This is a genomic window from Streptomyces sp. NBC_01317, from assembly GCF_035961655.1.
Taxonomy (GTDB): domain Bacteria; phylum Actinomycetota; class Actinomycetes; order Streptomycetales; family Streptomycetaceae; genus Streptomyces.
This window is the reverse complement of record NZ_CP108393.1, coordinates 7,934,449-7,947,718: the sequence shown is the minus strand read 5'-3', so window position 1 is coordinate 7,947,718 and position 13,270 is coordinate 7,934,449. Positions and strand designations below refer to the sequence as shown.

General features: G+C 70.9%; 15 protein-coding genes. 6 read left to right on the top strand and 9 right to left on the bottom strand.

The window, feature by feature from the left end; all coding sequences use genetic code 11:
- Positions 1-20: 20 nt before the first annotated feature.
- From OG349_RS34280 to OG349_RS34270, 3 genes are all read right to left on the bottom strand, one after another.
- Positions 21-842 carry an SDR family oxidoreductase gene (locus tag OG349_RS34280; RefSeq protein WP_327238319.1) on the bottom strand — a complete coding sequence of 274 codons (822 nt, stop codon included), beginning with the start codon at positions 840-842 and terminating at the stop codon, positions 21-23.
- Between the two features lie 98 nt (positions 843-940).
- Positions 941-1,627: a TetR family transcriptional regulator gene (locus tag OG349_RS34275; RefSeq protein WP_327238318.1), complete on the bottom strand. Its 687-nt coding sequence runs from the start codon at positions 1,625-1,627 to the stop codon at positions 941-943.
- A 54-nt stretch (positions 1,628-1,681) separates the two neighbouring features.
- Positions 1,682-2,260, bottom strand: a complete 579-nt coding sequence (locus OG349_RS34270) for a TetR/AcrR family transcriptional regulator (protein WP_327238317.1) — start codon at positions 2,258-2,260, stop codon at positions 1,682-1,684.
- A gap of 83 nt (positions 2,261-2,343) precedes the next feature.
- On the opposite strand from OG349_RS34270, the gene OG349_RS34265 reads away from it, so the two are divergent.
- The 4 genes from OG349_RS34265 to OG349_RS34250 all read left to right on the top strand — a co-directional run bounded on the left by OG349_RS34265 (position 2,344) and on the right by OG349_RS34250 (position 4,752).
- Entirely contained in the window at positions 2,344-2,793 is a 450-nt protein-coding gene (locus OG349_RS34265; RefSeq protein ID WP_327238316.1) for a nuclear transport factor 2 family protein, read from the top strand.
- The gene (locus tag OG349_RS34260) at positions 2,786-3,643 is read left to right on the top strand and encodes an NmrA family NAD(P)-binding protein (RefSeq protein ID WP_327238315.1); all 858 of its coding nucleotides are present in this window, start codon (positions 2,786-2,788) and stop codon (positions 3,641-3,643) included. The genes OG349_RS34265 and OG349_RS34260 overlap by 8 nt, the downstream gene beginning before the upstream one ends.
- Before the next feature lie 141 nt (positions 3,644-3,784).
- A complete protein-coding gene (locus tag OG349_RS34255; RefSeq protein ID WP_327238314.1) occupies positions 3,785-4,279 on the top strand; it encodes a hypothetical protein in 495 nt (164 codons plus the stop codon).
- Between the two features lie 140 nt (positions 4,280-4,419).
- Positions 4,420-4,752 carry an ArsR/SmtB family transcription factor gene (locus OG349_RS34250; protein ID WP_327238313.1) on the top strand — a complete coding sequence of 111 codons (333 nt, stop codon included), beginning with the start codon at positions 4,420-4,422 and terminating at the stop codon, positions 4,750-4,752.
- A gap of 16 nt (positions 4,753-4,768) precedes the next feature.
- Here OG349_RS34250 and OG349_RS34245 read toward each other — a convergent pair whose 3' ends face one another.
- The 3 genes from OG349_RS34245 to OG349_RS34235 form a co-directional block, all read right to left on the bottom strand.
- On the bottom strand, positions 4,769-5,824 hold the full coding sequence (locus OG349_RS34245) for an SDR family oxidoreductase (RefSeq protein ID WP_327238312.1): 1,056 nt from the start codon (positions 5,822-5,824) through the stop codon (positions 4,769-4,771).
- A gap of 115 nt (positions 5,825-5,939) precedes the next feature.
- Positions 5,940-6,449: a GNAT family N-acetyltransferase gene (locus OG349_RS34240; protein WP_327238311.1), complete on the bottom strand. Its 510-nt coding sequence runs from the start codon at positions 6,447-6,449 to the stop codon at positions 5,940-5,942.
- Positions 6,439-8,103, bottom strand: a complete 1,665-nt coding sequence (locus OG349_RS34235) for an ABC-F family ATP-binding cassette domain-containing protein (protein ID WP_327238310.1) — start codon at positions 8,101-8,103, stop codon at positions 6,439-6,441. The genes OG349_RS34240 and OG349_RS34235 overlap by 11 nt, the downstream gene beginning before the upstream one ends.
- Positions 8,104-8,462: 359 nt before the next feature.
- On the opposite strand from OG349_RS34235, the gene OG349_RS34230 reads away from it, so the two are divergent.
- Entirely contained in the window at positions 8,463-9,149 is a 687-nt protein-coding gene (locus OG349_RS34230; protein WP_327238309.1) for a CGNR zinc finger domain-containing protein, read from the top strand.
- Positions 9,150-9,177: 28 nt separating this feature from the next.
- Here OG349_RS34230 and OG349_RS34225 read toward each other — a convergent pair whose 3' ends face one another.
- The 3 genes from OG349_RS34225 to OG349_RS34215 all read right to left on the bottom strand — a co-directional run bounded on the left by OG349_RS34225 (position 9,178) and on the right by OG349_RS34215 (position 11,785).
- A complete protein-coding gene (locus OG349_RS34225; protein ID WP_327238308.1) occupies positions 9,178-10,176 on the bottom strand; it encodes a quinone oxidoreductase family protein in 999 nt (332 codons plus the stop codon).
- Positions 10,177-10,328: 152 nt separating this feature from the next.
- A complete protein-coding gene (locus OG349_RS34220) occupies positions 10,329-10,790 on the bottom strand; it encodes a VOC family protein (protein ID WP_327238307.1) in 462 nt (153 codons plus the stop codon).
- Positions 10,791-10,939: 149 nt separating this feature from the next.
- Positions 10,940-11,785, bottom strand: coding sequence for an NAD(P)H-binding protein (locus tag OG349_RS34215; protein WP_327238306.1), 846 nt, complete (start codon positions 11,783-11,785; stop codon positions 10,940-10,942).
- A gap of 137 nt (positions 11,786-11,922) precedes the next feature.
- Here OG349_RS34215 and OG349_RS34210 point away from each other — a divergent pair, with 137 nt between their 5' ends.
- Positions 11,923-12,951 carry a helix-turn-helix transcriptional regulator gene (locus OG349_RS34210; RefSeq protein WP_327238305.1) on the top strand — a complete coding sequence of 343 codons (1,029 nt, stop codon included), beginning with the start codon at positions 11,923-11,925 and terminating at the stop codon, positions 12,949-12,951.
- Positions 12,952-13,270: the final 319 nt, after the last annotated feature.

The window sequence follows — 13,270 nt, the reverse complement described above, 5'->3', positions numbered from 1 at the left end:
GGGGTGCGGGGGGGGTGCGATCACGCGATGTCGGTCAGGGACACGCTGTCCTTCTGGGCTTCCACTTCCCGCAGCCGGGCGGTGAGGGACGCGTGTACCGCGTCGTAGGCGTCGGTACCCAGCAGCAGCCTGCGGGGAGGGCGGGGCGTGTCGGCGGCGGCGATGACCGCCGCGGCCAGGCGGGCCGGGTCGCCGATGGGCTCGGAGAAGGTGGCGAGCATCTGTTCGCGCAGCGCGGCGTAGGCGGGCAGCGCGGGCGCGGCGTCCGCGCTGCGGGTGTTGGCGTCGGTACGGAATCCGCCCGGTTCGATCAGGGTGGTGGCGATGCCGAGCCCGGCGACTTCCTGGGCGAGGGCCTCGTAGAACCCTTCCATGGCCCACTTCGTGGCGTTGTAGACGCTGACGAACGGGAACGCGGCCTGTCCGCCGATGCTGGAGAACTGCATCAGGTGGCCGCCGCGCTGGGCGCGGAGGTGGGGAAGCGCCGCGCGGGCCAGGGTCATCGAACCGAGCACATTGGTGTCGAGCTGGCGCTCGACCTGTTCGTCGGTCGGTTCCTCGGCGGCGCCGACCAGCGAGTATCCCGCGTTGGAGACGACCACGTCGATCCGGCCGAGCGCGGCGAAGGCGTCGTCGACGACGTCACGCACCTGCGCGGGGTCGCTGACGTCGAGTACGGCGCGCCACAGCCGGTCTTCGCCGTACGCGGCCGCCAGGTCGTCCAGGGCGGCGGGGCGCCGCAGCGTGGCGGCGACGCGGTCGCCCCGCGCGAGCAGCGCTTCCGTGAGCGCACGGCCGAAGCCGGTCGAGGTTCCCGTGATGAACCAGGTCTTGGACGTCATCGGACCGCTCCTGTCGGGTTCGGGGACATGTAACGCTCACCTTGTGCGTTAATTAGCCTACGACAATCCCGTACGACGGTCAACGCGCAGCCTGTGCGTTATTGAGCGGCCGTTCCGGACACCGTCGCCTGGACCAGGATTCCGACCACGGTGGCGGTGAGCAGCCGGGTGAGCGTGGGGACGAAGTCCACGGCCCAGGAAGGCGCGACGGCCGGATCCTCGGCGTAGACGCGCGCCAGGGCCCCGGGCGGGTGCGCGACCTGCCAGAGCGTGGCGGCGAGGGCGTTCGCGGCGGTCACGACGTCGAGCGCGCCCCGGCCGTCGAGCCCCGGCAGGGCGTCCTCGATAGCGCCGGCCATGGAGTCGACGGCGGCGCGGCTGACGTGTTTGAAGGCGGTGACGCGCTCGACGTCTACCTCGTGTTCGAGGTGCAGCGGAACGTTGGCGAGCAGGTCACAGAAGAGCGGATCGGCGTCCAGGGCGCGCGCCAGCACCCCGGCCACCGCCGCGGGCGTCACCGGCGCCAGGGCGCCGAGCCCTTCGCGTACGGCCTCCGACCAGCTCACCCAGCCCTCCGCGGCCAACTGGAGAAGCACGTCCTTGTGCGAGCTGAAGTAGCGGCGTACGGCGGAGTGGTGCACGCCGGCGCGGTCGGCGACCGCGGTCAGCGTCACCGACGCGACGCCACCCTCCAGCGCCAGCGAGCGCGCGGCCTCCACGAGCGCGCTCGCCCTCTGGCGTTTGTTCTCGGCGGAGCGCGCACGTTGGAATGAGGGGGTGGCCATCCGTCCACGATAGCGCACAAAGTGTGCGGTGTATCGTGGCGCCGGCCGCCGGACTCACGGGTCCAGGGTCTTGGCGGCGAAGGCCGCCAGACGCTCCCTCATCCGATCAGAAGTCATGTGCTCCTCGGTCGCGAGGTGTTCGACGAGGTCGGCACGGGTGGCGGCCAGCAGCGCGTGCGCGGTGAAGCCGCTGTCGGCGACCCCGGGCAACCTGCTCAGCGCGTCGCCGAGGGTGTCGTGCCACCACGTGTAGTGCTCCGCCCGGTAGGGGCTGGCGCCGCCCGCGTCCTCCAGGGCCAGGGCGAGATACCGGTTGTCGAGCTTGAACCGCAGGATCGCGTCGAGCAGCGCGAGGACACGCTCGCGCGGCGGGGTGCCGGGGCCGAGAGGCGCGGGCCCTGTCTCGACGGCCTGCCTGAGTGGTTCGATCCGGCGCGCGACCAGGACACGGATCAGGCCCCTACGGTCGCCGAAACGGCGGAACAGGGTGCCTTTGCCGACGCCGGCGGCCGTCGCGACATCTTCCATGGACACGCTGCGCGGGCTGGCGCTGCGGGCGAAGAGGTCGTCGGCCGCGGCCAGGACAACCTCCCGGTTGCGCGCCGCGTCCGCGCGTTCTTTGTGCTGGGTCACGACCACTCCATTTGCAAAACGGACCAGCGGTCCGTATCTTTAACCGGACCCGCAGTCCACATCATAGAGGACGGAACACACCGATGACAGATCCGATGAAACCGGCGGATGTCTACCGCCACAGCCTGCGCCTGCTGCTGGAGAAGGACATGGACGGCTGGGTGAGCCTGTGCGACGAGCACGTGGTCATCGACTTCCCTTACGCCACCGCGGACTTCCCCGCGAAGCTGGAGGGCCGGGCCGCCGTCGCCGCGTACATGCGGGGATATCCCGACCACATCGACCTCCGGGAGATCCCCTCCCTGGAGATCCACGAGACCGGCGACCCGGAGAAGATCATCGCCGAGTGGCAGGGCAACGGCCGCATCGTGGCCACCGACACCCCCTACGAGATGCCCTACGTCGCCGTGGTCACCGTCAAGAACGGCCTGATCACCCACTACCGCGACTACTGGAGCCCGTCCTCGATCCCCGGCTCGCCGAACGACATCACGTTCTTCTCCGACGAGCGACAGGGCCACACCCATGTCTGACCGCGCCACCTCCCCAACGGACAGCGTCATCCTGGTCACCGGAGCCACCGGCACCACCGGCAGCCGCGTCGTGTCCCGGCTCGCCGGACTCGGCCACGCCGTCAGAGCGGCCGGCCGCCGGCCCGTCGCCCCGGGTGACACCAGGGCCGTCCGCTTCGACTGGTACGACTCCGCCACTCACGCCGACGCCCTGCGCGGCGCGGACCGGATGTACCTGATCCCGCCCATCGGCGAACCGGACCCGGCGGCCGTCATGCTGCCCTTCCTGCGCCAGGCCCGCACCGGGGGTGTGCGGCGCGCGGTCCTGCTCAGCTCCTCGGCGATACCCGCCGGGGGTCCGGCGGTGGGCCAGGTGCACAGTCTGGTCGCCGAGTTGTTCGACGAGTGGGCGGTGCTCCGGCCGTCCTGGTTCATGCAGAACTTCACGGGACAGCAGTCGCACGCCGACAGCATCCGTACGGAGGGCGCCATCATGTCCGCCACCGGCGAGGGCCGGATCGGCTTCATCGACGCCGACGACATCGCGGCGGTCGCCGTACGGGCGCTCACCGACCCGTCCGCCCCCAACACCGACCTGGTCATGACCGGGCCCGAGGCACTGAACTACGACGCCGTCGCGGCCGTCATCAGCGAGGTCACCGGACGGCCCGTGTCCCACCGGCCGCTGACGTACGAGCAGATGCGCGACCGCCTGGCCACCGGGATGCCCGAGGAGTTCGCCGCGCTGCTGGCGGGCCTGGACCGCGCCATCTCCGAAGGGTCCGAGAACCGCGTCACCGACACTGTCGAGCGCCTCACCGGCCGCCCGGCCAGGAGCTTCCGCGCGTACGCCGAATCGGCTATGCGGTAGGGCGGTAGGGCGGTCGGCACCACAGAAAACAACGACACGCAGCGGTTCTCCCCTCGGTGGCGAGAGGTCGCCACACACGATTCCTGAAAATCCCCGCCGGGTAGCCAATCTCCGCCGAAAGCATCTCGAAAAGGGAGAATCGTGAAAGCTCTACGTGTCGTGTCCGTGCTCGCCGCCGCCATGGCCTCGCTGGCGGCCCTCACCGTCCCGGTCTCCGCCGCCGACGCGGAGCCGGCCTCCGCGACCCACTGTCTGCTGGTACTGGACCAACTCCGCCCGGGGGAAGAGCCGTCCACACCCCGTTCGCGCACCTGTTTCACCGGCCCGCAGGCCGAGCGGAGAGCGGTCGCCGCGGCGCCCGCCGCCTCCGTGAAGCTGATGACCTGGGCGACGGACGCCAACTACGGCGGCGAGTACACGCATGTCTACGGCGGCGCGGCATGTGACAGCGCGGGATACTCCTTCTCCCCCAACTCCTGGTGGTCGAGCCGCCTGTCCTCGTATCTCGTGTACAGCGGCTGCAACAAGTCCTTCGCCCGGGGCAACCGGGGCAACGCCAGCTTCACCGGGGATGTGCCCTGGGTGGGTTCGACGCTCAACGACGACGTCGACTACATCAAGATCTGGCGCGGCTGACCCGCGCGGCCCCCGCTCACGGTCCACCGATGACGCCGGCGCCGTCGTCCCCGGTGGGCCTCAGGGCCGGGCACTTGGGGCTGCCCGGCCGGCCGGCGGCCCGAGGTATGATGCAAGGCGTACCTATGGATGAGGTGGTCATGGCTGACGAGTTCGGGCACCCCGCTCCCGGCGAGATGGACCTCGGGAAGGTCCTGGCGGCGCTGGCGGACCCCCTGCGCCGGGGAGTCGTGACGGCGCTCCTGCGGGAGCCGGACGGTACGGAACGTACCTGCGCGTCGTTCCAGCTGCCCGTGTCGAAGTCGAGCTGTACGTACCACTTCCGGGTGCTGCGCGAATCGGGCCTCATCCTGCACCCGGACTACGGCAACCGCCGTGGTGTCACCCTGCGGCGCGCCGAGCTGGAACAGCGCTTCCCCGGACTCCTCGGCGTCCTCGCGCACGACGCGTTGGCGGTGGGCGCGACCGCCTGAGCCGTCGAGCGCGCGGCTACGGGATGATGCCGCTCTCGCGGAACCGGGTGAAGATGCCGAAGAACATCCGCTCGGTCTCGACGTACTCATGGAAACCGGCCCGCCGGGCCTTCGAGGAATCGGCGAACATGTCGTAGTCCAGGCCGAAGACGAAGTCCCCGAAGGGCCAGCACGACACCTCGTCGTACGGGTACGCGAGGCCGTACTTCGCCGTCATCTCGCGCCACAACGGCTCCTTGTCCGCCATCACGGTGTCGAGGGACATCGGCAGCGGCGGAGCGACCTCCATGTCGAAGAATCCGGCGATCCTGGGCCACAGCTCGCTCCACCGGAACAGGTCGCCGTTGGCGATGTTGAACGCCTGCCCCGCACCCTGTTCGTCCGTGGCCGCCCACACGGTGGCCTTGGCCAGCAGGTGGGCGTCGGTCATCTCCAGCAGGCTTTCATACGCACCCGGCTTGCCCGGGAAGCGCAGCGGGAGGCCCAGCTCCTTCGAGATCGACGCGTACACGGCGATCACCAGCGCCAGATTCATCGGATTGCCGAGCGCGGCGCCGCCCACCATCGAGGGCCGGACGGCGGACCACGTCCAGGACGCACCCTGGTGGCGGCGTTCGAGGAACGCCTGCTGGTCCACGTTGAACTCCGGCGGCATGTGGCCCGCGTCCGTCTCGCGGGCCGGGGTCTTGAACGGGCCGAGGTGGGCGCCGTACACCTTGTACCCCTGCATCAGGCTGATGTGCCGCAGCCCCGGTGCGACCGGCTCGATCGCGTCGACCGTGTGCACGAGCATGGCGAGGTTCGGCGGGACGAGTTCCGCCCAGCTCGGCCGGTCCTGGTAGGCGGCGTAGAAGACATGCGTGACCTCGGTGAGCCCGCTCAGCTTCGCGCGGGTGTCCTCCGCGTCGAGCAGGTCGACGGCGACGTACCGCAGACGGTCACCGTCCTGGCCGCCCCGCCGGGAGAGCCCGACGACATCCCAGTCGCCGAGCCCCTGAAGATGCTCGACGAGGTCGCGGCCGACCACTCCGTTGGCCCCGACGACCAGGGCGACCTTCTGCTCCGTACTCATGAATCGACTCCTGGACGCGATGCGGTTCCATGGTGATGCGCATGGGCGCCCATGGGTATGACGAATGACGTACCTACGACGCTACACATACCCATAGGTACGAAGCAAGTTGTACCTAGTTCGGGGTGTGGCGCACCTCCACGGCGCCCTGACGCACCATGAAGACGTCGACCGGGTCCTCGGCCTCCACGACGAAGCCGTTGCGTTCGTACAGCCGTTGAGCTGTGCTGCCCCGCAGGACGTTCAGCCGGACGGTCGCCCCCTGTGCGTCGACGCGGGCGAGCAGCGTGCGCAGGACGGCCGATCCGAGGCCCCGGCCCTGGTGGTGGGGTGCCAGGTAGAAGTGCTCCAGCCACTGTCCGTCCTGGGCGGGCCGCACGGTGACACACCCCGCGAGCGCGCGGTCGACCTCGATGATCGAGGTGTACCGCATGGACAGGGAGTCCCGCAGCCGCTGTCGTACCCGGTGCTCGTCGAAACGGCCCAGCCGCTCCAGGTCCGCCCGCATGACGGTCGCCCGTAGTTCGGCGATCACCTCGACATCGGCAGGCGTGGCGGAACGCAGCGCCCAGCGTGCGCCGGGCAGCGGCCGCGTCCCACCCCGGTTCTCCCCGTCACCACTCATCGGGCGCCCCCGTCTCCCGCAACCGGCCCTCGCTGAGCCGCAGCCAGCGGTTCACACCGATCTCCGCGAGGAACCGCTCGTCGTGGCTCACGACGACAAACGCACCCTCGTACGCGTTGAGCGCTCCCTCCAACTGGCCGACGCTGACCAGGTCGAGGTTGTTGGTCGGCTCGTCCAACAGCAGCAGTTGCGGGGCGGGTTCGGCGTACAGGACACAGGCCAGCGTGGCGCGCAGCCGCTCGCCGCCGGAGAGCGCCACGACCGGGAGGTGGATGCGGGAGCCCCGGAACAGGAAGCGGGCCAGGAGATTCATCCGCTCCGCCTCGGGCATCGCGGGGGCGGACGCGGCCAGGTTCTCGGCCACGGTGCGGTCGGGGTCCAGCAGGTCCAGGCGCTGGGACAGGTACGCGACCCGGCCGTCGGCCCGCTTGACGCCGCCGCCCGCCACCGCCCGCTCATCCTCCGGATCGTCGCCCGCCGGCTCACCGTTGATCACGCGCAACAGGGTTGATTTTCCGGCGCCGTTGGGGCCGGTGAGAGCGATCCGCTCGGGACCCCGGATCGCCAGGTCGACACCCGGCGCGGAGAACAGGTCCCGCTCTCCGTGGCGTACCCGCAGCTGTTCGCCGAGGAAGACCGTGCGCCCTGCGGGGACGTTCGTGCCGGGCAGTTCCAGCGCGATGGCCTGTTCGTCACGCAGCGCGCGGCCCGCCGCGTCGAGGCGGGCCTTGGCGTCGCCGACCCTGGAGGCGTGTGTTTCGTTCGATTTGGCGGCCGATTCCTGAGCGTTGCGTTTCATCGTCCCGGCGAAGATCTTCGGCAGGCCGGCGCTCTTGAGGTTGCGGGCGGCGTTGCCCGCCCGGCGCTCGGCCCGTTCGCGGGCCTGCTGCATCTCCCGCTTCTCCCGCTTGACGTCCTGTTCGGCACTGCGGATGTTCTTCTCGGCGACTTCCCGCGCGGTGCGGACGGCGTCCTCGTACGCCGTGAAGTTCCCGCCGTGGAAACGGACTTCGCCCCGGTCGAGTGCGGCGATGCGGTCCACCCGGTCGAGCAGGGCCCGGTCGTGGCTGACCACCAGCAGGCAGCCGTTCCAGTCCTCCAGCACGCCGTAGAGCCTGCGGCGGGCGTCGAGATCGAGGTTGTTGGTCGGCTCGTCGAGCAGGAGGACGTCGGGTTGCCTGAGCAGTTGCGCCGCCAGCCCGAGGGAGACGGCCTGCCCGCCGCTGAGCGTGTGCAGGTGCCGGGTGAGGGCGATGCCACCGAGACCGAGGCGGTCGAGTTGAGCGCGGGTGCGCTCCTCGATGTCCCAGTTGTTGCCGATGGTGGTGAAGTGCTCCTCGCTCGTGTCCCCGGACTCGATGGCGTCGAGTGCGCGGATCACCGGGGCGACGCCCAGGACATCGGCGACGGTCAGGCTTCCGGCGAGCGGCAGGCTCTGCGGGAGGTGGCCGAGCACGCCGTCGACGGAGACGGAACCACCGCTGGGCCGGTACTCACCGGCGATCAGCTTGAGCAGGGTGCTCTTCCCCGCGCCGTTCGGCGCGACGAGGCCGGTGCGGCCTCCTCCCACGCTGAAGGAGAGGTCCTGGAAGACGGGTGTGTCGTCGGGCCAGGAGAAGGAGAGGTTCGAGCAGATGATGAACGCGTCGGACATACGGGAGCCCTCATGGGTGATGCGGGCGGGTCGGGACCGCCCGACAGGGAGACAGGGAAGGGGGACGACAAAGCGGCCACGGTGGCGGCGCTCGGTGCGCGGCTGCCGGTGGCCTCTCACTTCCGGGATTCACCCGGAGATGTCGTCGTCACCCGCCATGTCTGCTCTCCCTGGTCCGATCACTCGGATCACTCGGATCACTCGGATCACTTCACTCAGATTTCCCCAGATTAACAAGGGCGATCTTCCGTTCCAAACGAATTGAGGGCCGTCCGCAGAGGCCTTCGCCCCCTCCCGCCCCCACCCTGGCCCACCGTTTCAACCGGTGTCGGCCTGGGATCAGGAGGTAGCCTCGCACCATGACGGGAGAACTGGTGGGAAACACGGCAGGCGGTACGGCGGGTGGCGCGGCGGCCACCGACGCGCCACCCGCGTTTGTGTTCGTCGGCGGGCGGCCGTGCCTGGACTTCGCGGCGACCCTCGGGCGGCGCGGCAGCCTGGACCTGGAGCGGCTGCCCGACCCGGAGTCCCTGGTGCGGTGGTTCTCGCAGTCCGGGCTCACCCCGCCCGACTCGTCCGCCGCGTCGGGAACGACAACGCGGACGACAAGGCGGACGGCGATGCGGGTGACGGACGCGGACCTGGAACGGGCCCGTGGCCTGCGCGAGTCGGCGTACCGGCTCATCCGCGCCGTACCGGAGGACCGCTCACCGGCGCCGGCGGACGTGGCGCTCGTGAACGCCTTCGCCGCCGCGCCCGACCTCGTACCGCAGCTGACCTGGACACCGCACGGCGAGCCCGCGGCGGCCACGGGGTGGACCGGCGGGGACGCCGTGGGGGCCGCCCTGTCCACCGTCGCGCGCGACACGGTCACCCTGCTGGGCAGCCCACTTCTGGCACGGGTCAAGCAGTGTGAGAATCCCGTCTGCACCCTGCTCTTCCTGGACGATTCCCAGGCCCGGCGCCGCCGTTGGTGTTCCATGGAGCGCTGCGGGAACCTCGCCAAGGTGGCGGGCTACCGCTCGCGTTCCGCGCGGCGCGCCTGACCTTCGGCCTCCCGTCCGCGTGCGGTGATCACTGCTCCCGGACGGTGAGCAGCACCTTGCCGCGGGTGGAAGGGTCCTCCAGGTGGGTGTGCGCCTTCCCGGCCTCGGTGAGGTCGTACGTCGCGTCGACGGGCACGCTGAACCGCCCCTGGGCGAGGCCCGTGAGCAGGTCGCGCAGGTCCGGGCGCGGGTCGTAGCCACCCTCCCTGAGGGCGGTGATCTGGAAGCCGAAGATACGGGCGTTCTTCGGGTAGAAGTCGCGGGTGTCGATGGTGCTCGGTTCGAGCGCAGTGTTGGCCATGGCAATCACCCGCCCGGCGTTGCCGACGATCAGCAGGCTCTCGCTGAAGGTGGCGCCGCCGACTGTGTCCAGGACGACGTCGGCGCCCTTGCCGCCGGTCAGGTCGAGTACGTGCTGGACCCGTTCGGCGGAGGACGGGCCCCGCGAGTCCAGGACGTGGTGTGCGCCGAGGGACTCGACCCATTCCCGCTTCTCGGGGGATCCGGCCGTGGCGATCACCGTCGCTCCCGCGTCCACGGCGATCTGTACGGCCGCGCTGCCGACACCGCTCGCGGCCGCGTGGACGAGAACGGTCTCACCGGCGTCCAGGCGGGCGAGGGTCCGCAGCGTGTACCAGGCGGACAGCCACGCGGTGGGCAGGGCGGCGGCGCTGAGGCTGTCGACCTCGTCCGGGACGAGCACGGTCTGAGCGGCCGGGACGGCGACCCGCTCGGCGTAGAAACCTGGGTCGTTGGTCGCCCCGAAGGCCAGGACGCGCTGCCCGACGGCCACTTCGGTGACGTCGTCGGCGACCGCCACGACCGTTCCCGCGCCTTCGAGACCCAGGCGCAGCGGGGGCCGGCCGGCGCGGTGGTACTTCCCGGCGCGCGCGAGTGCGTCGGCGCGGTTGACGCCGGCGGCTTCGACCGCGAGGACGATCTCTCCCTGGCCTGGGGCCGGTTCGGGAAGTTCGGCGAGTTCCAGCCGCTCCGGACCACCGAACTCTCGTACTACGACTCCGCGCATCGGCTGCTCGCTCTCTCGTTCGTGGTGCCTGACACGATCATCGACAGCAGCGACACTACCTGAACAGGTGTCGCCCTGTCTCGAACGCTTCGGCCGGCTCGGCCTCGGGCATCACGCAGCGGGCAGCGGGCAGCGGGCAGCGGGCCAGGGAGTCAGCTCGTGCCCGCCGGTGGGTCGGCCAGGTCTCCCGTGAGGAGTCCCGTGGCCTGGCCGACCTCGATGAGATAACCGTCCGGGTCGCGGAGGTAGCACCGCAGTTCGGCTTTCCTGTCGATGGGCGGGGTGAGGAACTCCGCCCCTTTGGCGCCCCACTCGCGGTAGCAGCGGTCGATGTCCGCCACGCGGAGGTTGAGGAAGCTGGAGACCGTGTTCAGGTCCTCGGGCACGCGCAGCGTGACGTCGGGCTTGTCAGGTGTGGGCCCACCACCGGGATTCATGATGATCCACCCGTTGGCGAGGCGCACGATGCACGGGTTCTCCTCCAGCACCACGGTGCCGCCCAGGACGTCCGTGTAGAACGCCCGTGAGCGCGCCACGTCCCCCACGGTGAGGAAATGGGTCAGGTAGAGGCCCGTGTCCGGGGCGGGAAGATCGGCCGGTTGCGGCTGCACCATGACACCCCCTGCGCTTGGGTGGCGAACGTCCCCCAACAGGTTGCCCGGCGTCTCACCAGGCCACATACATCACCCATTCAGTGTCGCACCGTGGCGCACGGACACAACCGGAAGGCTTACGCGCCGGACCGCTCCCCCGCCCCGGCCGCTCACCTGAACGCCGCGATGTTCCGTACCGCCCACTCGGCGAAGCCCCGGGGCGCCCGGCCCAGGACCCGTTCGACGTCGGCGCTGATGCGCCGCTCGGCGGGGTGGGGGTCGCCGAGGATGTCGAGTGTCGTCTCGACCACGGGCTCGGGCAGGAACCCGAGCATCTGCGCGCGGGCCTCCTCGCGGGTCTGCTCGACGAACCGGATCGGCTCGCCCAGCGCGTCCCCGATCGCCTGGGCCCGCTGGCGGGGCGAGTTGAGCGCGGGCCCGGTCAACTCGTAGACCTGCCCCACGTGTCCGTCCTCGCGCAGGGCCGCCGCGGCGACCTCCGCGATGTCGGCCGGATCGACGGTCGGCAGGCCGACGTCACCGAACGGCGCGGCGACGGTCCTTCGGGTACGGATGCCCTCGGCCCAGCCGTACGCGTTGGAGTCGAAGCCGATCGGCCGCAGGATCGTCCAGTCCATGCCCGACTGCCGGACCGCCTCCTCGAAGGACCGTCCCGTACGCCCATGGGAAATGGACCCGGCCCGGGTCGCGACCGCCTGGGAGGACAGCAGCACGATCCGTCCCACTCCCCCGGCCTTCGCGACGTCGACGATGTCCCGCGGGCTCAGCAGGTACGCTCCGGGACCGCTGTCGTGCAGGAACAGCGCGTCGGCGCCGTCGAAAGCGGGCCGAAGACTCTCCGGGTCGGCCAGGTCCGCCTTCCGGTGCCGTACCCCCTCCGGCGCGGACTCGCCCGACACGTTGCGGGACACGGCCGTCACCTGCTCCCCCACTGCCGCGAGTGCCTGTACGAGGGGGCGTCCGACGTTGCCGGTTGCTCCGGTTACCACGATCATGCTCAGCTCCATTTGTCTCTGCATGTCTCCGCATGTCTCTGCGGGGTCGTTCTCTGTCCGGCGCGTCCGGTCATGCCCCTCATCCTGGAAGCTGAACAGGCCATCTCCTGGCCACTTTCCGGAAGAGAATGGCCCGTATGAGAGCGGACAGGCTGGTGGCGACGCTGCTGTTCCTTCAGGCGTCAGGACGGGCGACCGTCGCGGAGGTGGCGGCGGAACTGGAAGTGTCGGAACGTACGGCGCGGCGCGACCTGGAGGCGCTGGCGACGGCCGGCGTTCCCGTCTACTCGCGGCGCGGCCGGGGCGGCGGCTGGTCGTTGGTGGGCGGGGCGCGGACGAACCTCACCGGGCTGACCGCCGACGAGATCCGGGCGCTGTTCCTCCTCACGGGGCCCTCGTCGGCCACCCCCGAACTGCGCACGGCCCTGCGCAAGTTGGTCCAGGCCCTGCCGGCGCCCTTCCGGCGCGACGCCGAGGCCGCGTCGCGCGCGAGTGTCTCCGACGGCACGGACTGGTCGCGTACCACCGTCACGGCCGATGGCCCGCATCTCGATGTGCTCAGGAACGCGGTGGTGGACGGGACGCAGATACGGCTCGGGTACGCCGGACCCGGCAGGCCCGCCGGCGAGCGGACGGTCCACCCGCTGGGGCTCGCGTCCAAGGCCGGGGTCGAGTATCTGGTCGCGGGCACCGACCGGGGCCTGCGGACCTTCCGGCTCAGCCGCGTCACGTCCGTCGCCGCGACCGGCGATCCCGTCGTCCGGCCGGCCGGCTTCGATCTTGCCACGGCGTGGCGCTCCCTCGCCGCGCGGATGGAGGACCGGATGCGCGCCACGACCGTACGGGCCCGAGCCGACGCGAGCACCGGGCCCCTGCTTGAACGGCTGTTCGGCGACCGGCTGCGGGTAGGGGCGCCGCTCCCCGAAGGATGGGTGGAGGCGGAGATCGACGGACCGTCGGCGGAGGTGGTCGCGGCACAACTCGCCGGGCTGGGGGCGCGCGTCGAGGTCCTCGCGCCGCCGGAGGCGAGGGAGCGGCTGGCGGCCCTGGCGGCGGAGCTCGCGGCCGTGTACGGACGACCGGCGACGGACGACGAGGTTCGCGCCCCAGCGCGGCGTCGACCTGCCACTGCCGCGTCACCTGCGACCGCCATATCGGCCGACTGAGCGGTAGCGGCCAGGAGCGGTGCCGTACGGACCGGGGTGTCCGCGACCACCGACACCGGCGTTGCGGACCCGGCAACCGGACCCCCGGCCACGCGTCATCCGATGACCGAACGCCCTCCGGCGACCGGGACGGCCGTTCGAAGGCATACACGCGCACGGGGTCGAGGTGCAGCTCGTACGGGCCCATGCAGTCGGCGACGAGGGTGGCCACAAGCGTCCCGCAGGTGCAGGCCATGTGCGTCCCCCCGTGCCCAGCGGGCCGCAACAACCCCAGTGGATACCGCGCTCCGTAGTCTCGTGCAGGCCGGGCACGTCGTCC

What these genes read in the sequence shown, in the direction of transcription:
- OG349_RS34280 (WP_327238319.1), bottom strand. Translation starts at nt 842, where the DNA reads ATGACGTCCAAGACCTGGTTCATCACGGGAACCTCGACCGGCTTCGGC.
- OG349_RS34275 (WP_327238318.1), bottom strand. Translation starts at nt 1,627, where the DNA reads ATGGCCACCCCCTCATTCCAACGTGCGCGCTCCGCCGAGAACAAACGC.
- OG349_RS34265 (WP_327238316.1), top strand. Translation starts at nt 2,344, where the DNA reads ATGACAGATCCGATGAAACCGGCGGATGTCTACCGCCACAGCCTGCGC.
- OG349_RS34260 (WP_327238315.1), top strand. Translation starts at nt 2,786, where the DNA reads ATGTCTGACCGCGCCACCTCCCCAACGGACAGCGTCATCCTGGTCACC.
- OG349_RS34250 (WP_327238313.1), top strand. Translation starts at nt 4,420, where the DNA reads ATGGCTGACGAGTTCGGGCACCCCGCTCCCGGCGAGATGGACCTCGGG.
- OG349_RS34245 (WP_327238312.1), bottom strand. Translation starts at nt 5,824, where the DNA reads ATGAGTACGGAGCAGAAGGTCGCCCTGGTCGTCGGGGCCAACGGAGTG.
- OG349_RS34240 (WP_327238311.1), bottom strand. Translation starts at nt 6,449, where the DNA reads ATGAGTGGTGACGGGGAGAACCGGGGTGGGACGCGGCCGCTGCCCGGC.
- OG349_RS34235 (WP_327238310.1), bottom strand. Translation starts at nt 8,103, where the DNA reads ATGTCCGACGCGTTCATCATCTGCTCGAACCTCTCCTTCTCCTGGCCC.
- OG349_RS34230 (WP_327238309.1), top strand. Translation starts at nt 8,463, where the DNA reads ATGACGGGAGAACTGGTGGGAAACACGGCAGGCGGTACGGCGGGTGGC.
- OG349_RS34225 (WP_327238308.1), bottom strand. Translation starts at nt 10,176, where the DNA reads ATGCGCGGAGTCGTAGTACGAGAGTTCGGTGGTCCGGAGCGGCTGGAA.
- OG349_RS34220 (WP_327238307.1), bottom strand. Translation starts at nt 10,790, where the DNA reads ATGGTGCAGCCGCAACCGGCCGATCTTCCCGCCCCGGACACGGGCCTC.
- OG349_RS34215 (WP_327238306.1), bottom strand. Translation starts at nt 11,785, where the DNA reads ATGATCGTGGTAACCGGAGCAACCGGCAACGTCGGACGCCCCCTCGTA.
- OG349_RS34210 (WP_327238305.1), top strand. Translation starts at nt 11,923, where the DNA reads ATGAGAGCGGACAGGCTGGTGGCGACGCTGCTGTTCCTTCAGGCGTCA.